The sequence below is a fragment of the Fictibacillus sp. BK138 genome (genome assembly GCF_004216955.1).
Taxonomy (GTDB): domain Bacteria; phylum Bacillota; class Bacilli; order Bacillales; family Fictibacillaceae; genus Fictibacillus.
Map to the genome: position 1 here is coordinate 2,506,858 of NZ_SGXL01000001.1, position 17,253 is coordinate 2,524,110.

The window sequence follows — 17,253 nt, forward strand, 5'->3', positions numbered from 1 at the left end:
TCTTGCACCTTACTCTCCGATCAACTTGTCAGTGAAGGAAATTACTTAAAAGCAACAATCTTAGAGCTTTTGTTGAAAAGTTTCCCAAAACGTTTTCGGTACTTTGTATTTTAAAAACCACTAATTGTGGTTTTCAGAAGTTGATTCTCTTTTTATGAATGTTGTGTTAAGCACTTTCCTTTTGCTGCCTTTGTTTCCTTCGAGCATGTCTGTTAAAAGTTTCGTTGCTTCAAACCCTAACTGATAGCGGTCTTGAGCAATCGTAGTAAGTGAAGGTGTGGAATAGGCTGACAGAATAATATTGTCAAAACCGACGATCGACAACTCTTCTGGAAGCTTTCGACCCATTTTCTTGGCAGCCCTTATCGCCCCCATCGCCATAAGGTCGCTCGCACAAAATAGTGCTGTAAGTTCAGGATGTTTTTGGAGAAGCTTTGCCGTTTCGGTTTCTGCTTTTTCTTCTAAAAAGGCACCATCCACAACATAAGATCCATTAAAGGCAATCCCCTTTTCCTGGAGAGCCTCCTGATAGCCATCCAGCCGCTCTTGGCTGACAAAAGCCTGGCTGTGTCCGTTGATCATCCCAATATGCTTATGCCCAAGATCCAAAAGGTGTGTGACAGCTGATTTCGCACCATCTTTATTGTCTGTTGTGACATAACCAACTGAATCGCTCTCCATGGGGATATCGATGAGAATGCAAGGAATATCACTTTTCAGCACTTCTTCTAGATAGGGATCATCCGTTTTAATTCCTTGCAGGATGATTCCTTCGACTTTTCGCTCCTGAACGAGCTGATTGTACGTTTTTTCCTGCTGTTTTTGTGAATCAGTACTGATGAGAACAAGCTCATACCCAAGTTGACCTGCACAGTCATTCACTCCGCAAAGTACCTCATACGTGAAATTATCTTTGCTTCCTTCAATCTTCAGACCTGAAACGAGCAAACCGATCGTTTTCGTCTTCTTCATCACGAGGCTTCTCGCTAGTAGGTTCGGACTGTATTTTAATTCTTTTGCGATCTCTTTAATTCGTTCTCTTGTTTTTTCGTTTACGTCAGAATATCCGTTTAACGCTCTTGAAACCGTTGTAACAGATACTCCCGCTCTTTTTGCTACATCCCTAATCGTTGCCACTTTTCATCCCCCAAAACGTTTCGGATATGATTTGTTGTCTATCTTAACGCTAATTGAATTCGCTTTCAAGTCTATTTTTAAAATTTCTGAAAAAGGAATTTACTTACTTTGTGAGGAACTTTAGGTTTATAAACAGTACACGAAAGAGGGTTTTTTATTTGAAAGAGCTTCTAGATCCAGACTTAATTCAATTCGCAGAAAAACTCCAGCTGCCTGAAATTGTAGTTGATACCAAAGATATGCCATGGGTTCCTTTTGATGAAAAAACGTGTCACTTTAAACCTGTTCGCTTTGATTTCACTACAGGAACTTGGACATATTTGTTTAAGATAAAACCAAATCAAGTCCTTACCCGGCACAGGCATACAGGCGGAAATGTGATTGGATTTAATCTTAAAGGTCAATGGCGATATGCTGAAAGAGATTGGGTAGCCACACCCGGTACCTTTATCTTCGAACCCCCAGGAGATATACATACTTTAATAACGGAAGCCGAAGAAGTGATTACTCTATTTACTTTAGGTGGATCTCTTCAGTATTTTGATGAAGAAAATCAAATCGTGGGTCAGGATGACATTTTTTCAGTCTACAAAAAGTACTGTGATTTTTACTTAGAAAATGGCTTAACAATGAATCCGAATTTACTCGGAAAGTGAAGAAAACCCTGATGAACACCAGCAAATGGTTTCTTCAGGGTTTCTTGTCTTATTTATCCTCTGCTTTTTCATGCGGAATTTCTTGTGTGGGTGCAACGGTTTCTGAAACGGTTTCTTTTCTTTCTTCTGCTTTCCAAGATTCTTTTTCGTTTTGAATCTGATGCAGCTTTTTAACTTGTCTTTGCAGCTGAATCACCCTGATCAAGCCGAATAATCCAACGGAAAGACCTCCAAAGACTGCAGATCCCAAAATAACAAGGATGAGCGGCCAGTTAGCTGTGCCAAACAGATAATTAATTTCAACATCACCAACGTTAATAACTGCAAACGTTGCTATAATCAGTGCAAAGATAAAACCGAATAACAAGTACAATTGCATTTTCATATTTATCACCTCATAAGTTATCTATTCCCGTATTGCTGGAAATTCTACCTGGAACACTAAAAAATTTTTTCGTGAATTTCAGATGTATCCTATTAGGGTATCCTTTAGGAAAGGAGGCGGTGTTTTTATGACGATAAAAGCTTATGTTTATGATGCTTACGGCACTCTTTTTGATGTCCACTCTGTTTCAGAAAAAGCTGAGTCTGAATTTAAAGGGTACGGGAAAACCATCAGTGAACAGTGGCGGAAAAAACAGGTTGAATACTTTTTGCTTCATCAATTGACCGGCCCTTACAAACCCTTTTCTGAAGTTACGAGAAACGCTCTTTTGTATACTTTAAGAAATCTTTCTCTACAAAGCAATGAAGATACACTCCACTCTCTCATGCAATCGTACTTAGAACTTGAAGTGTATGAGGAGGTTCGTGCCACATTGGAAACCTTACAAAATCAAAATAAGACACAGATCATCTTTTCAAACGGCAACTATGAAATGCTGAGTCCTCTTGTTAAAAAAAGAGAATTGAATCATCTCTTGAGAGTTTTATCCGTTGATGATGTTAAACAGTACAAACCAGCTCCAGCAGCCTATCAATATGCACTCGAAACACTTGGCGTCAAACGACATGAAGTCTTATTCATGAGTTCTAACTTCTGGGATATTACCGGTGCTTCATCTTTTGGGTTTAAAACAGCATGGATTAACAGAGCAGATCTTGAAATCGATGAACTAGGAATTAGACCGGATTATATTTACAAAGATCTCAGTGGTCTTTTGGAATAAACATTTTTCAGGAAATTTATGTTAACATCATAAAGAAAAGATTACGTTTAGGGGATGAACATATGGGGTTAGCATTCAAAAAAGCGACTGAGGTTGAGATTGAAGAGATTTATGAGATAGCTGGTGTGAATCGTAAAGAAGCGACAAACTGCAATGCTGAAGACAATAGAGAAAGAATGATTGCGGCCTACGAACATTCTGCAAAATACAATGCCTATTTTGTTTGTTTAATGGATGGGGAAACCTTGTTAGGCTGGGTCCAGATTGATAAGGCTTTTGACTATTTAACAGGTGATGAAGTTGGCTGGATTAACGATTTGTATGTAAAACCCCCTTACAGAGGAAAGGGATACTCAAAGCTTTTAATCGAAGAAGCCTTTAAAGAATTCAAAAAGAACGGCTATAGCGATGTAAGACTCAATGTTTATTCTTTTAATGAAAAAGCTATTAAACTATATGAAAAAATGGGTTTTAAAGACGTAAGTAAATTCATGAAAGTATCTTTATAGAAAAAGCTTGAGGTAAACATCCCTCAAGCTTTTTTATCTTCCTTTTTAGGACTTACAAGATAATCAGGAATCATTAAAGTACCAAGATAGAATATAAATCCTCCTGAAAACCGTATATAACGTTCGTATTCCACTCCTGAAAAGAAAATGAAAGTTGACATCTTGATAAGAGCTCCGATAATAACGAAAATAATACTATCTTTTTAACATGCAGGGCGTCCCCTTTTATAAGTTTAGTACTCTTTCAAATATGGATTTCTTTTTTTCCATTTCCTCTTCCTGTTCCACGGATGTTGGGATCTGCTCTGCTTCAAGGTTTCTTATGATTGGAATAGCATTTAACTCAGAAAAATTGAATTCAGGTACCTCCCACTTACCGTTTGCAGCTTTTACTCTTACCCAAATATCTTTTTGGCAATCAGGACACGACTTCATTCCATAATAATGAACCTTATAAATGTATTCATTTTTTCTTATTTTCCATTGAAAAAGATCATACTCTTCGAATTCCTCTTCACCAGCGATTCTTTTTCGTTCATCTGGGACAACGTCTATATAATTTGCTCTGGCTCTTTCAGACAAAAGATTATATTTCATTGATTCATTGGATTGGAGTTCGGCTTGTGCCCATTGAGAGGCTACCATTTGTGGTTCGAAGTCTCCGTCTGCTCCACGATACATAGACAATGCGGTCACACTTATTAATAAACCTGCAATGATCAAAATAAGTATATATTTCAAACCCTTATCTTCTTCTTTCAATTCCAGCTTGAACTTTATTTTATCCGTGCTCATTAATTTCTCCTAAATTTATTCCAATTCCACACTTACGATGGTTTTCCACGTAGATGGATCATGGCATCTCATCGCAGGTGTCAGATAAATTTCTCTATGGCTGCCTCTAACTTGATATCCTTGATCCTCTGCAAATTGATTGACTTCTAGAAGAGTTGCTTTAGTTTCACGATAATGACCGACGTGTAACTTTTGCGCACATAACACCGACTTAGCAGTAATAAGTTTTGTTTCTGGGATCTCTTCTTTCAGGCTCTTAGCGACCTTCCTTTGTGCTTCTTCAAACATCTCATCTGTTATGCAATCCGGAACTTGCATCACCTGAGTAGTTCTCGCTAGATTACCGGTCATTTCATGCCAAATGATTTCGTGAGGCATCAGCTTAAATTTATAGTCTGCACTTGTTTTTGTAATGTGTTTTAGCTGATTGACGATCTTCCATACAATCCACTGCTGATCCACTGGTTCAGGCCGTCCTGCCCAATCCATATGGTAAGCGGTGTTCATCTCTTGTACTACATATTTCAGTTGAGGCATACGTAGTATCTGAACCGGACCGGGCTTCTCTCCATAAATTTCTTTATGAATTTTACGATGATCATGTGTTATTACTTTTGTTTGCAAAAGAAATCACCTCATCTATTATTTGGAAAATTATGATAATATTAGACTATCATAAAACGAACGGTATTGGAGTAAAAAGGAGGTTTTTATCTTGAAAAAGTTACCCTGTGCAGCTGGCTTTTTCATTCTGATTTTTTTTCTTGTATTGTTCGTAATGAGTTTCGCTTTTCACCTTATGATTCCAGACAGTCACCGAGCTTTTATCGAAGAGAAAGGCTGGGATTTAGCTTTTTATTTGCCTAAGAAAGAACCTTTTTCAATACCTGAATATCCAGAGCCGTTGGAAATCTTCTATTTAGCGGGAGTTGATTTTAGAGGATATGAAAAAACGAAAATAACGAGACACCAATACCGATTAGAACAAAAATGTGATACCAGATATCTAGAGGCGGTAATTCTAACTGGGGATGATAAGATTATTGGAAGTTATATTCATGCCTCTGAAACAGTTCCAGGGGTAGCTGAAATGGTTGAAGAGGAAGATTATATGAAAAGAGATTATTGTTTTAATTGAAAAGACGCTCGAGAAAATTCCCGAAGCGTCATTCGTTTTATTGTTCTAATTGTTTTAATCCTTCAGCTAATTTTTCAGTATTCAAATCCTCACCGATAAACACCAGTCTTAAAGGCATCTTCATAAGCTCTTTTTCGTAATTGGGCAGTCCGTAGGAATATTGAAACAGATAGATTTGTCCGTCTTCAAGTTTGATATAGCCTTTGATCCTGTATATCGATGATGGTGCTTCGCGCAGCCAGTTTTCAAAAGCTTCTTTTTTGATGGCACCTTTAAACGGATACATCCACGTTTTCACCTTTAGTTTGTCGGCTGTAACTTTTTGATGTTCTTTTCTGTCTTTTACAGAAAGGGAGAACAGCTGATCAATGTCTGCTTTCGCATAATCAGTCAAAACATATGGTATTCCTTCATTTAAGCGTTCCGCGTCTTCTTTTATTGATTGTTTCTGTTCGTCTGACAAAGCACCAGTCTTGTTCCAAATAATGAAGTCCGCATGCTTTATTTGTTCGAGCATCAGCATTTTTGCCTGGACACTCATCGTACCCCGGTCAAGCCACCTTGGTGCATCCATGACCGAAATGATTCCAGATACATGCAGTTCATCGAGCAGGTATGGTGACAAACAAGCGTCCAACACATCAATCGGATGAGCAGCACCTGTTGCTTCTATGATCAAAGTGTCGAGTTCATTTTCCTTACAAAGTCCCCACAACTGCTTTTCAAGCTGATCGGATAATGAGCAGCAGATACAGCCGTTAAGCAGTTCTTTTAACGGAATATCTCCCGGGACTGCATCAGAATCAATCGAAACTTGCCCAAGTTCATTCATGAGGACAGCTGTTTTGTGATTTCTATCTTTTTCACGCTGAAGCAGCTGCTTGAGCAAGGTTGTTTTTCCGCTTCCCAAAAATCCTGCCAAAATGATTACGTTCGCTTTTTTCATGTTACACCTCATACATTATTAATCGCTTGTTGCATTCTACTATAATAGAACATCATAATTCCAACATGGAGAGCAAGAACCCTCCCAAACGGCGCATAAATCTCCCCAAACGCGCATAAACCTTTCCGAACGACAAAAAACAGCCTAATTACAGGCTGTTAACATTTATTTTAGCTAATAATTTTTTAATAATATCTAGACTGACTTCTTCCCACAGTGCGTGGTCTGTCGTAAAAAGGGTTGATATCTTTTCTGCAAAAAGCTTGAATGCTTTTTCGTAGCGCGGATCATCTTTTGTAGGAAGCTTCTTTTTCCGTTCCTCTACCAGCTGCTGTAATTTCGGAGCACGCGGTCCCCACTTCACAATTTCTTTACCCTTTTCATCTATAAAAATAATGATTGGGATAGACTTTGCTTTATTGGTAAGGTATCGATCCATCAACTCTGGATTTTTGTCACGCTGAATAAAACGGACGTCGATGAGAGCTTCGTCCGCCATCCGCATAAAAACAGGGAGATTCAGCATTGCATCACCGCACCAGTCTTCGGTAATCACAATTGCTCTCAACCGGCTTTTCTGCATGCCTTGCAGTGCATCTTTCATCGGATCTGGAAGTACGAATGCATTATAGATAGATAGCAGGTTCTCTTTGTGTGTAGTCATAGCATTTATATATGCATAGCGAGTCATGCCTTTTTCAAACCAATTATTGAGGTCAGCCATTCTGTGTTCCTCCCTGTTCTTTATCTACTCTTATTGTAACCAAACAAGGGGGAGTTGTGGCAATGAAAACGCCTTAAATTTATATATTTGGTTCTTTTAACCTGCTCGAAGTTTTTTCTGGAGTTGGGAAACAGCGAACAAAAGCAGGTATCTCTCACGCGGCGTTAACCGGAGCCAGTCCTTAACTTTGTATTTCATACTGATTTCCACCTTTCAATGACATTTAAACCTTGTACTTCTTTTAATACCACTTCTTGCAAAAAAAGAAACTATTTTAAACACATTACTTTTCGTCAAATAATGAGCTCTTTCGCAAGAATGCTCTCATTTTCATCTAAATAAAAAATATTTTCAGAAAAGGTTTTCGTTTCTTTTTATAGAATAAAGGGAAAAGAATCGAAAAACGGGTGAGGTGTTAAGTGGATATGAAAATGTTGAGCGAAAATGTTAAGACGCTGTTCTTTACGGATGATGGAAAAATTCCAAATCATCCTTCTTGGCCAGTTCTATTGTACGTTGGTGAACTAAAAGAACCTCAGGATGCACTGGATGTTTTTGAGGAAAATGGATGGACGAACGGCTGGAAGAACGGCGTGTTCGATTACCATCATTACCACAGTAACACGCATGAAGTATTAGGGGTTATGAGCGGTGAAGCCGTACTTTTATTAGGCGGTGAAGATGGTGTTTCCGTTACGGTATCGAGGGGTGATGTTATCGTCCTGCCCGCTGGAACGGGCCATAAAATGATCGGCTGCAGCACCGATTTTAAAGTAGGAGGAGCATATCCGGGCGGAATGGAACACAACGTGAAAAAAGGTGACCCTGATGATCGACCTGAAGTACTCGATGAGATTATGCTAGTTCCGTTACCAGAAACGGATCCGCTCTTCGGAAAAGAAGGTCCTCTATTAGAGTTATGGAAAAGTAAATAAGAAGAAGGCGGCTCAAAATTTATTTTGGGACCGCCTTTTTTATGATATTATTAAGTTAAATTTTACCAGGTTCATGAAAGGAGTACGTTATGAAAGAAAACGTAAGAGCTGGCTTGTTCGCTTCCCTATTTGTCTTGATTGGTTTCCCTATTATTTTTACCGTTAGTTCCATCGTGACCGGGGACTGGAGATATCTTATCTATAGCATTGGTCCAATTCTTACTGCTGGATTAACAGGTCTACTTTTTACTTTGCATCTTATGAAAAAGAAATCTGAGATTCGCTGATCAGCTTTTCCACCACTTAGATGGCTGTTCCTCTTCTAAGGATATCGTTTCACCGATGTGAGGGGTTGATATCATTACGTTATTCCCATTCGCAGCTGTTATCGCTCGTTCAACAGGATCTGTCCAGTCATGAAGTGATAATGTAAATGCCCCCCAGTGAATGGGTATCATCCTCTTTCCTCTAACATCTATATGTGCCTGCACGGTTTCTTCTGGCATCATATGAATGGCAGCCCACTTTTCATGATATTGACCGCACTCCATCAAGGTTAGATCAAAAGGTCCATATTTTTCACCAATCTCTTTAAAATGCGGACCATATCCGCTGTCACCGCTAAAATAGATTTTCGTCTCTGTTCCTTTAATAACCCAAGAACACCAAAGCGTAGAATTACGATTCGTTAAACTCCTTCCGGAGAAGTGCCTTGCAGGTGTGCACACAAGTGTAACACCCGCTGCGACAATTTCATCCCACCAGTTACATTCCTGTATTCTATCTGGTTCTACACCCCATCTTTTCAGATGATTGCTTACTCCGAGCGGAACGAGGAATTGATTTACTTTACTCTTCAGCTTTTTTATCGTGCCATAATCCAGATGGTCGTAATGATCATGGGATAAGATAACCAGATCGATTTGAGGCAGCTCGTCAACTGAAAATGGAAGTTCTTTGCTATAACGTTTGTTGCCGAACCATGGAATAGGCGACGGTGCCTTCCCGAACATCGGATCAAGAAGGATTCTTTTATGATCCATTTCCAGCAATAACGATGAATGACCAAACCAAGTTACCTTTGTGGTTTGATTCGGATTCTGTTTTGAAAACTGAAGGGGTTTTGTCGGAATCGGCTGACCGGGCTGTCTGTTTGGATTTCCTTTTAGGAATTCTTTTAATACAGGCAGCATAGATCGAAAATCCGTAGCCATTTCGGTAGGAATTTGATTAACGAACGCACCGTTAGAATAATGTTCGAGGGAACTGTATTCTGTTTTGACTTCTTTTGAGGGATTGCTTCCAAAAACCGGGTGAAATCTGATAAACAAGATCACAGCCACTATTGCAGCAGCTATCAGGAGTAAAGCAAGCATATTTACGACCTCTCTTAAAACAATGTAGTCTACATATACTACTCCTTTTCTTTCCAGCGAAGCAACTTTTAAGCTGAGTGGTCTAGTGGCAGTTATGAGTGTGTGGTGAAATTCGCCGAATTGTCGACTCGTGGATAAATGCCCAAAATTTTTGGATTGAAGGTCAAAATTTTTGGATTGAGGGCTGAAACTCGTGGATTCAGTCCCAAAACTTTTGGATTCGCTCCTGTTTTGAGCCCTCAAAACGCCGACCACGCCCCTCCGTCTGCTGGTGCGCATACTCCAAAACCTATTCTGAACAGTTTTTTTAAAAACTGAACCCTATTTTAATTTAAAACATCCTGTAGAACATGGATATCGTCTCCACACAGCAAAAAAGCTGATCTATTCCGGACGGTTTCTTGTCCAGCAGATCAGCTTTTGTTCCAATTATTCATTTAAGCACTTTCCTTCTCTTTTTTCTTGGCGTTTCTTTTGCGCTTTCGTTTCTTCTTCTTTTCTAGCTCTTCTTGTTTTGCCAGCATCTTTGCACGTCTTCTCATCTCTTCATAGATTTTCACAATCAGCATTGCGAAACTGATGAGAAGCGCCAATATTTTATACGCCATCCTCCAACACCCCTTTCTTCCGAAGAAGCGGGCTTATATTATGAATCTGGATCTTTGGCTGCTGCCGTTTCAATCGGAGTTCTCATTGCTCGGTACGTATCCTTATCACACACCGCTTTTTCCTGCGCGTTTAAGACAAGCAATCCGTTTCCTTCTGCCTTCTTCGTCAATCCGATACTTAAGGTGTTCTTTACGAGCTGCGCGTAAACTTCTGCTTCAGATAGCTCGCGGCCAAACAGTTTTTCCTCGCGTTCGATCAATAAAGCTGCTGCCCCCGAAACATGCGGAGTGGCCATTGAAGTTCCAGACAGCTTGGCATATTTATTTCCAGGATACGTTGAGATTACATCAACGCCGGGTGCTACGAGATCGATCTCATCGTTTGTGTTTGAAAAAGGAGCCAGCTTCATTTTAGCGTCCACAGCACCAACTTGTACCACTTCTTTATAAGCTCCAGGAAAAGCATGTTCGTTTGTATCTTCTTTGTTGTCCCCCTCATTTCCAGCCGCACAGACTACAAGAACATCTTCCAACACTGCCCTTTGAATCGCTTCGTGAAGTTCAGGAACATCGTTCGGTCCGCCGAGTGACATCGAGATCACGCGGACTCTCTCCCCGTTCTCTCCTCGCCATTTTACCGAATAATCGATCGCATCGATGATTCCCTGATACGTTCCGCTTCCGTCTTTACCGAGTACCCGGCAGATCAGCAGCTTCACGTCCGGTGCAACGCCTGCAACACCTGCGTTATTTAGCGTTGCCGCAATCGTGCCCGCAACATGCGTTCCATGGTAATGAGCATCCGTGTAATCGTCTTCTTCACCTTCTATGAAATTCCGCCCGCCCGCGATTCGATTCGCCAGTTCGGGATGACTCGTGTCACAGCCTGTATCGAGAACAGACACCACAACACTTTGTCCTTTTTCACCTTCGCGCCAAAAAGCAGGAGCGTTGATCATTTCTACACCGTATGGAATTTCTTCTTTTGATGTTTCCATTACATCTTCCAGTACAAAAGGAATTAAGCGAATTTCACTCATGATCCTTGCCTCCTTTTAATAAAAAAGATTAGTGAATCATTTGAATTTACTGGGGCTGTTCATGATGGTTGAAAAGGGTGATGAAACTTCCGTAGATGATGGGAACCTCCTTTCTTTTAGTGTAAGAAAAAAAGAATAAAGATTCTCGCTGAGGGTATTATTATCACTATTCTAACAAACTGTTAAAGTTTTCCACAAGTCCCGTTTTAAAAATAAGGAATTATGTCTACATCGACAATTTATGCATGAGAAACATAAGCATTCGTTCTTACCATATCCTTATGATTCGACACTTTTTACTAGTCTATTAAAACTATTATGATAAAAGAAACTCTCAAGTCTGGACCGCAGTCCGTACTTGAGAGTCTTTTACTTTTATAGATTAGTAGCGAACAGCATCAGCTGCGTTTACACGTCCTTTAGAGTAGTAAGAACCTGTTCCAGATGTGTAATCAGCTGTGTTCTCGATCGCTGCACGAATGTTGGATGCACTTCTTCCTTGTGAAGCTAGTAATCCAGCAATACCTGCTACTAGGGGACAAGCCATTGAAGTACCAGACATGTAAGCATAGCCTCCATTACGAACTGTAGAAGCGATGTCTACTCCAGGAGCTGCAACATCAACCCAAGATCCGTAGTTAGAGAAAGAAGCTTTAAGATCGTTGCGGTCAGTAGCTGCTACAGCGATCGCATTGGAATAGTAAGCCGGGTAGCTTGGAGCAGATGTGCTTTCATTACCTGCTGCAGCAACAACCACTACACCTTTAGAAGCTGCATAGTTTACAGCGTTTTGAAGTGAAGTCGCGCCACTTGGTCCACCAAGGCTCAATGAAACTACTTTAACACCGTTATCAACAGCATGGTAGATTCCGTTTGCTACATCATCCAACGAACCGCTTCCGTTCGCATCAAGTACGCGCACTGCATAAATGTAAACGTTTGGCGCCATACCCGCAATACCGCGAGAGTTGTTTGTAGTAGCAGCTGCGATACCTGCTGCGTGTGTACCGTGGTTGTTCATATCCATTGGATCCCAATCGTTATCAACGTAATCGTAACCTTTGATAACTCCGCCCGCTAAGTCTGGGTGATTGTAATCAACACCTGTATCGATAATCGCTACTTTTACCGACGAAGATCCGCGAGTAATATCCCAAGCTGATTGTGCACTGACTTTTTGAGGTGCCCATTGTACGCCGTTTGAGAAGTACGTGTCGTTCGGTGTCCAAGAAGCATGGTATGTATAGTTCGGTTCCGCGTACTCTACATCTCCGCTCTTTTTGTATTCTGCAATAGCTTCTTCCACTGATCCTTCTTTAACTTTGATAACGTGGAATTTCGGACCTTTTTCTTTTACTTCATCTTTCGCTTTAACTGCTAATGACTTTGCTTTGGAGTCTGAAACACCATCTTTAAACTTTACGATAATTTCTTGAGGAGTTACATTCGCCTTTACCTCGGTACTTTTCGCCGCTGAAGCCGGTGATGCAAGAGACACAACTAATGGTAGTACTGCTGCCATTGTGGCAATCTTCTTAAACATTTACTTCACTCCTTATAATTTTATGTTGTCGACAATTTCTAATATAGGGGTGAAATAACTGAAAATAAAGAAAAATTTTACTATTCTAGCAAAAACAAATAGATACTACTAATTTTTAAAAGTTTTAACTTAAAATAGGAATATAGTCATTGTATTTCCTTTGCATTTTTTGAAACTTTTTACATGGAGACCTAGAATATACCTAGAGTGGAGCACTATTTTTATTAACCCAAAAGTTTACTCATAACCTAATTCCGTTAATAGTTTTTGGCAATTTTGATGGAAAACCTTTTTATTCATATTTGTGAATTCTGTCTTCCATTCACCGCTTCTTCCTTTTCTGAACGTACCAGAATGTTCAGGTATTATATTATTTTTCATAGATTCAATAATTCCACTAAAATTTCCAGGTTCATTCCCTTCAGATAAGTGAAACAAAATCTTGAAAAATTCCTTATCTTGTTTAGCAGGGTCATTTAAGTCCTCATAACGCAAGACAAGTACATCAGGATTTTTCATCCATGAAGAAAATCTCGTCATAACTTTGTTTGTACCTTCATAAAGAAAATCTTCATCACTGATTCCTAATATAAGTGAATTGATAATCTCTTCTTTAGTTAGTTCATTTTTTTCAGCATATCTTCGGACTGGATGGTGCGGCAAAACTTTAAACATATAATAATACAAGGATAAAATCACATCTCTTGGGTCTCGGATCATCAGAAGCTGCTTTACTCCGAGCTTTCTAAATATCTCCTCATATTCTGCAGAATAAAAAAGATGTCCATATATAAATTGATTTAAAGACAAATCATGCAAATCAAGGGATTCCTTTTTTAATTCACCCATTATTACCGGTGGAACGATTTCCACATCAGGAATACCTTTAACGGCTTGCAGCAAAAGATGGGTTCCGCTTTTGGGTATGCTGTTTAATAGAAAAGGTCTTAATTTCAAAAGTACTCATCCTCTTTCAATAGTTATCTTACATACTATTCCTATTAAGACAGGTTGTTTGGACAAATGGTTTAAATCTCGAGATTAGAGGTATACCTAAAGAAGAGTCTAATGTTTTGGAGGGATGTTATATGTTAAAAACAGGCGATATGGCACCAGATTTTACTCTGAAAAGCGAAACGGGAGAATCCTTTTCTTTTCATCAGCACCTGGTGAAGGATGATCGCTTCCATCTGCTCGTTTTCTTTCGGGGGGAATGGTGTCCGGTTTGTAACGATCAGTTAAAAGAGCTTGAACAGAACATAGACACCTTTAATGAATTAAACACACACATACTCGCGATTTCGACCGATGAAACGGAGAACCTGAATAAAATGAAGGAAACGCACTCTCTTTCGTTTCCTGTGTTCAGTGATCCTGAACGAGCTGCGGCAGAGCCTTATGGTGTTCAATACCATAACGGAGAGCTCTATGAAGATCACGGTGAACATGGTGAACCCGCGTTGTTTTTAGTCGATGACCAAAAGCGAGTGCTATATTTCGATATTCAGACGGGTCCATTCGGCCGTCCAACTGCCGAAGATTTGAGAAAGACCATCAAATATATCAAGAAAACATTGCAGAAATAATAAAAACGGAGTGAAGGCGAATGTGCCTCACTCCGTTTTTTATTTGTGGAACGGCCATTAATTGGAATAATAATACAAATTATGTGATGTAGGGCCATTTTTATGTGATGAGAAGTGGTTTTTATTTGATTGCCCAAATTTTTTATGTGATCAATAGCACTTTTTATGTGATTATCTCCCACTGCTACTCTTCTCCGCCTACAAAATAGTCATTCTTTCTGTAGGACAGTGCACTCAAATGAGCAACCGTCTCCTTTTCGTTCTCAACCGTCACTTCGTACCAGGAAGTGCGATGGTTTCGCTTGATTTCTGAAGCTTTTGCCGTGATTTTGTCTCCTTTTTGGCAGGCTGCCAAATAACCGATGTTCACCGAGAGCCCAACCGAAGTTTTTCCATACGAATTGCACGCGACTGCAAACACAAAATCAGCAATTGCAAAAAGCACTGCTCCATGTGCTGTTCCGTGTGCGTTCAGCATGTTCTCCGTTATCGTCATCTCAGCTTCTGCCGTCCCTGGCCCCATATCTGTCAGTTCAATCCCGAGCCACTGAGCAAACGTGTCCTGATTCAGTTTTTCTCGAATCTCTGCAGCATATTGATAATGGACCTCTGTATCGTCTCTTTTTATCTTCAATCGTATCACCTCTTCTAAATGATTCTTTTTATCTGCCATAATCCCCTTCTTATATTTATTGAAGCTTAACACTTCACATATCGGCCGAATACAATTACACTATAATAACTAAACCTATAAGAAAGGTCGGAATTGTCATGTCAAAAAGCGCTGTATCTATCCCTAGACCTTTAGTTCGCACAAATCAATGGTTCATCTTTTTATCTGTTGTGGCCACATGGCTCACTGGTCAAGCCTGGATTCTATTATTGCCGCTAAGTGCGGGATTACTTGGTATGTTCTTTAACTTTAATCCTGTGATGAGGGTAGCAGCATTATTCTTAAAAAAGAAACCATCTGAATATATTCCTGAAGATAAGGATCAGCAGCAATTCAACCAGCTGATCGCCATTTCGCTATTAGCACTGGGATTCATTTCATACACCCTGAGTTGGACAGGGCTCGCTTTAGCAGCAACTGTAATGGTAGCAGCTGCATCATTTATCGCAATTTTAGGATTTTGCGTCGGCTGCTTTATCCGCTTCAGATGGCAGCAGTATCAGTATCGGAAAACACATAATCAATAACATGTATGAAGACTCCTTTGAATGGAGTCTTTTTTTAAAGGAATTTATTGTATAAAAATGGAATCTAATAAAAGAAAGGGAGTGAACGTGATGAAAGGAAAAATTTCAATAATTAGCGGACTGCTCATTGGATTGATTATATCCTATTTCACACTTGATGAGTATAAAGGGTTTAGTACTGGATATCTCGGGATTGATGGAAAAGTAATATATGAAGTAACTGAGCTGGACTTCGGTTTTATCTCCAATACATTTCTTATTATTGTGATGACTAGCGGGATCATCTACTTTCTATTAACTAAGCTTCAAAAAAGTGAACAACAACATGATAACTCTAGAAATTAAAAACCATTCGCTCATGAAAGCAAATGGTTTTTCTTCTTTATTTTGTTGCTTCAAAAACAAAGCTTTGACGGGCATGAGTCGGTTTCTTACCATACTCGAAGTCAGCGCTCACTGAAACATTTTGAAAGCCAACGCTCTCCATAATCAGTTTCAGTTCTTCAATTCCGTACCAGCGGATCGCAAATCGCTGCAGTTCTGTCTGAACAAGACTTCCCTGACGCCATTTTTCATATTTTAGATAAGATGCTTTGTACTGTTCGAAAAAGTTCACTTCTACTAGTTTATCTTCCATCGTAATGATGTCCCCGTTCGGACAGTCTACCGTTAATGTACGAAGCACTTTTCCCGCTTCAAAATTATCGGTCGGCAGAAAAATATCCAGAATCAAACGGCCGCCGTCTTCAAGATTTTCATACATCTGCTTCAACGCCTGACGTGACTCTTCCCGTTTTTCGATCAGTAAAAATGAGCCTCCAGGAATAATGATAGTGTTATATTTATGAGGCAGATCGAGTTTCTGAAGATCACTTTGATAAAGATTCGTCGATAACCCTTTTTCATCGATTCGTTTTTGACAAGAAGCCAGCATCTCAGCAGAATAGTCCATCCCATCAACGTGAAGTCCTGCTTCCAAAAGCGGGATGATCACACGGCCAGATCCGACCATAGCTTCCAAAGTGCGTCCGCCGTTTTCCTTCAATCTGCTTGTGTAGTACTCGATATCCCCGCCAAAAGACTGTCCAACTTTTTTAGTAAGATCATAAACTTCCGTACAAAGCTCTCCATAATTGCTAAAAGACATAAATAAATTCCCCCATTTGTGTTTTTACACGGAGGGTCTTTTAATAAGATTTAACCCTTCCGCACCATCATCATTTGAACGTAGCTCGTTTTGTTTTTTAACATCCTAAACCCCTCATTTCTTGTAATATAGGTTAATTATGGTTTTTCCTGAAATTTTCGTCAATATTATTTTAAAACAACAAAAGTTTGTGATGTTTATCACATACAACTGCTTCCTAACACCTTATGCTTAAATTAGTTCCAAAATAAAAAAAGTGTAGGGAGGATTTATGATGAATCATTTACAAACCATCCTTGTTGCTTTTGACGGATCACAGGAAAGCCAAAAAGCATTAGACTATGCTGTGGAATTTGCCAACGAGAGAAAAAACGTTGAACTTCATCTCGTCACTGTTTACCAGCCTGTCTATACGATGGCTTACACGTATGCGAACTATTCGGTTGAACAAGCATCCTACGAATTAAAAGAAAGAAACGAAGCCATCATTCAGAATGTCAAAACAGAGATCAGTTTGAAAACAGATCACCCGATCGTTGCTAAAGCCATTGAAGGACACCCAGGAAACGTACTTACCCACTATGCATCTTTAAACGGAATCGATTTAATCGTGATCGGCAGTCGCGGGTTAAGCGGTGTAAAAGAATTATTCTTAGGAAGTGTCAGTCATTACGTTGTGCAAAAAGCTGAATGTCCTGTACTGGTTATTAAGTAATATTTAGCATTGTGAATACCCCCTCAAAT

At 39.6% G+C, this 17,253-nt stretch carries 24 protein-coding genes; 10 read left to right on the forward strand and 14 right to left on the reverse strand.

All coding sequences use genetic code 11. The annotated features are described in order from the left end of the window. Positions 1–120: 120 nt before the first annotated feature. Positions 121–1,137: a LacI family DNA-binding transcriptional regulator gene (locus tag EV282_RS12430; protein WP_130296108.1), complete on the reverse strand. Its 1,017-nt coding sequence runs from the start codon at positions 1,135–1,137 to the stop codon at positions 121–123. Positions 1,138–1,295: 158 nt separating this feature from the next. On the opposite strand from EV282_RS12430, the gene EV282_RS12435 reads away from it, so the two are divergent. Then, entirely contained in the window at positions 1,296–1,793 is a 498-nt protein-coding gene (locus EV282_RS12435; RefSeq protein ID WP_130296109.1) for a 2,4'-dihydroxyacetophenone dioxygenase family protein, read from the forward strand. A gap of 49 nt (positions 1,794–1,842) precedes the next feature. On the opposite strand, the gene EV282_RS12440 is transcribed toward EV282_RS12435, so the two are convergent. Continuing rightward, on the reverse strand, positions 1,843–2,178 hold the full coding sequence (locus EV282_RS12440) for a LapA family protein (protein WP_130296110.1): 336 nt from the start codon (positions 2,176–2,178) through the stop codon (positions 1,843–1,845). Between the two features lie 127 nt (positions 2,179–2,305). On the opposite strand from EV282_RS12440, the gene EV282_RS12445 reads away from it, so the two are divergent. Together EV282_RS12445 and EV282_RS12450 are read left to right on the forward strand one after the other, a co-directional pair. Further along, the gene (locus EV282_RS12445) at positions 2,306–2,962 is read left to right on the forward strand and encodes a haloacid dehalogenase type II (protein WP_242611864.1); all 657 of its coding nucleotides are present in this window, start codon (positions 2,306–2,308) and stop codon (positions 2,960–2,962) included. 62 nt (positions 2,963–3,024) lie between these two features. Further along, on the forward strand, positions 3,025–3,471 hold the full coding sequence (locus EV282_RS12450) for a GNAT family N-acetyltransferase (protein WP_130296112.1): 447 nt from the start codon (positions 3,025–3,027) through the stop codon (positions 3,469–3,471). A 23-nt stretch (positions 3,472–3,494) separates the two neighbouring features. Here the strand turns inward: EV282_RS12450 and EV282_RS20270 are convergent, their stop codons facing one another. The 3 genes from EV282_RS20270 to EV282_RS12460 all read right to left on the reverse strand — a co-directional run bounded on the left by EV282_RS20270 (position 3,495) and on the right by EV282_RS12460 (position 4,890). After that, positions 3,495–3,632, reverse strand: coding sequence for a hypothetical protein (locus EV282_RS20270; RefSeq protein ID WP_165389451.1), 138 nt, complete (start codon positions 3,630–3,632; stop codon positions 3,495–3,497). Between the two features lie 64 nt (positions 3,633–3,696). Then, positions 3,697–4,266, reverse strand: a complete 570-nt coding sequence (locus tag EV282_RS12455) for a hypothetical protein (RefSeq protein ID WP_130296113.1) — start codon at positions 4,264–4,266, stop codon at positions 3,697–3,699. Positions 4,267–4,281: 15 nt separating this feature from the next. Then, positions 4,282–4,890 carry a hypothetical protein gene (locus EV282_RS12460; RefSeq protein WP_130296114.1) on the reverse strand — a complete coding sequence of 203 codons (609 nt, stop codon included), beginning with the start codon at positions 4,888–4,890 and terminating at the stop codon, positions 4,282–4,284. A 91-nt stretch (positions 4,891–4,981) separates the two neighbouring features. On the opposite strand from EV282_RS12460, the gene EV282_RS12465 reads away from it, so the two are divergent. Beyond that, positions 4,982–5,404 carry a DUF4830 domain-containing protein gene (locus tag EV282_RS12465; RefSeq protein ID WP_130296115.1) on the forward strand — a complete coding sequence of 141 codons (423 nt, stop codon included), beginning with the start codon at positions 4,982–4,984 and terminating at the stop codon, positions 5,402–5,404. Between the two features lie 37 nt (positions 5,405–5,441). Here the strand turns inward: EV282_RS12465 and EV282_RS12470 are convergent, their stop codons facing one another. Together EV282_RS12470 and EV282_RS12475 are read right to left on the reverse strand one after the other, a co-directional pair. Continuing rightward, positions 5,442–6,350: a CobW family GTP-binding protein gene (locus tag EV282_RS12470; protein WP_130296116.1), complete on the reverse strand. Its 909-nt coding sequence runs from the start codon at positions 6,348–6,350 to the stop codon at positions 5,442–5,444. A gap of 148 nt (positions 6,351–6,498) precedes the next feature. Continuing rightward, entirely contained in the window at positions 6,499–7,074 is a 576-nt protein-coding gene (locus tag EV282_RS12475) for a thioredoxin family protein (protein ID WP_130296117.1), read from the reverse strand. A 425-nt stretch (positions 7,075–7,499) separates the two neighbouring features. On the opposite strand from EV282_RS12475, the gene EV282_RS12480 reads away from it, so the two are divergent. After that, entirely contained in the window at positions 7,500–8,009 is a 510-nt protein-coding gene (locus EV282_RS12480; RefSeq protein ID WP_347400185.1) for a cupin domain-containing protein, read from the forward strand. An 89-nt stretch (positions 8,010–8,098) separates the two neighbouring features. Continuing rightward, entirely contained in the window at positions 8,099–8,296 is a 198-nt protein-coding gene (locus EV282_RS12485; RefSeq protein ID WP_130296118.1) for a hypothetical protein, read from the forward strand. Here EV282_RS12485 and EV282_RS12490 read toward each other — a convergent pair whose 3' ends face one another. The 5 genes from EV282_RS12490 to EV282_RS12505 all read right to left on the reverse strand — a co-directional run bounded on the left by EV282_RS12490 (position 8,297) and on the right by EV282_RS12505 (position 13,533). Then, a complete protein-coding gene (locus tag EV282_RS12490; RefSeq protein WP_130296119.1) occupies positions 8,297–9,385 on the reverse strand; it encodes an MBL fold metallo-hydrolase in 1,089 nt (362 codons plus the stop codon). It abuts the gene before it with no gap. Between the two features lie 437 nt (positions 9,386–9,822). After that, complete coding sequence (locus EV282_RS20275) at positions 9,823–9,993, reverse strand: hypothetical protein (protein ID WP_165389452.1); 171 nt, start codon at positions 9,991–9,993, stop codon at positions 9,823–9,825. 38 nt (positions 9,994–10,031) lie between these two features. Continuing rightward, positions 10,032–11,033 carry a S8 family peptidase gene (locus tag EV282_RS12495; RefSeq protein WP_130296120.1) on the reverse strand — a complete coding sequence of 334 codons (1,002 nt, stop codon included), beginning with the start codon at positions 11,031–11,033 and terminating at the stop codon, positions 10,032–10,034. A gap of 382 nt (positions 11,034–11,415) precedes the next feature. Next, a complete protein-coding gene (locus EV282_RS12500; protein WP_130296121.1) occupies positions 11,416–12,576 on the reverse strand; it encodes a S8 family peptidase in 1,161 nt (386 codons plus the stop codon). A gap of 237 nt (positions 12,577–12,813) precedes the next feature. Beyond that, positions 12,814–13,533, reverse strand: a complete 720-nt coding sequence (locus EV282_RS12505) for a sulfotransferase domain-containing protein (protein WP_130296122.1) — start codon at positions 13,531–13,533, stop codon at positions 12,814–12,816. A gap of 131 nt (positions 13,534–13,664) precedes the next feature. Here EV282_RS12505 and EV282_RS12510 point away from each other — a divergent pair, with 131 nt between their 5' ends. Further along, complete coding sequence (locus tag EV282_RS12510) at positions 13,665–14,162, forward strand: peroxiredoxin family protein (protein ID WP_130296123.1); 498 nt, start codon at positions 13,665–13,667, stop codon at positions 14,160–14,162. Positions 14,163–14,346: 184 nt separating this feature from the next. On the opposite strand, the gene EV282_RS12515 is transcribed toward EV282_RS12510, so the two are convergent. After that, positions 14,347–14,835, reverse strand: coding sequence for a PaaI family thioesterase (locus tag EV282_RS12515; protein WP_242611865.1), 489 nt, complete (start codon positions 14,833–14,835; stop codon positions 14,347–14,349). Between the two features lie 98 nt (positions 14,836–14,933). On the opposite strand from EV282_RS12515, the gene EV282_RS12520 reads away from it, so the two are divergent. Beyond that, positions 14,934–15,362, forward strand: a complete 429-nt coding sequence (locus tag EV282_RS12520; RefSeq protein WP_130296124.1) for a DUF4395 domain-containing protein — start codon at positions 14,934–14,936, stop codon at positions 15,360–15,362. 90 nt (positions 15,363–15,452) lie between these two features. Next, a complete protein-coding gene (locus EV282_RS12525) occupies positions 15,453–15,707 on the forward strand; it encodes a hypothetical protein (protein ID WP_242611866.1) in 255 nt (84 codons plus the stop codon). 37 nt (positions 15,708–15,744) lie between these two features. Here the strand turns inward: EV282_RS12525 and EV282_RS12530 are convergent, their stop codons facing one another. Beyond that, on the reverse strand, positions 15,745–16,509 hold the full coding sequence (locus EV282_RS12530; protein ID WP_130296126.1) for a class I SAM-dependent methyltransferase: 765 nt from the start codon (positions 16,507–16,509) through the stop codon (positions 15,745–15,747). 274 nt (positions 16,510–16,783) lie between these two features. Between EV282_RS12530 and EV282_RS12535 the strand changes: the two genes are divergently transcribed. Then, entirely contained in the window at positions 16,784–17,224 is a 441-nt protein-coding gene (locus tag EV282_RS12535; RefSeq protein ID WP_165389453.1) for a universal stress protein, read from the forward strand. Positions 17,225–17,253: the final 29 nt, after the last annotated feature.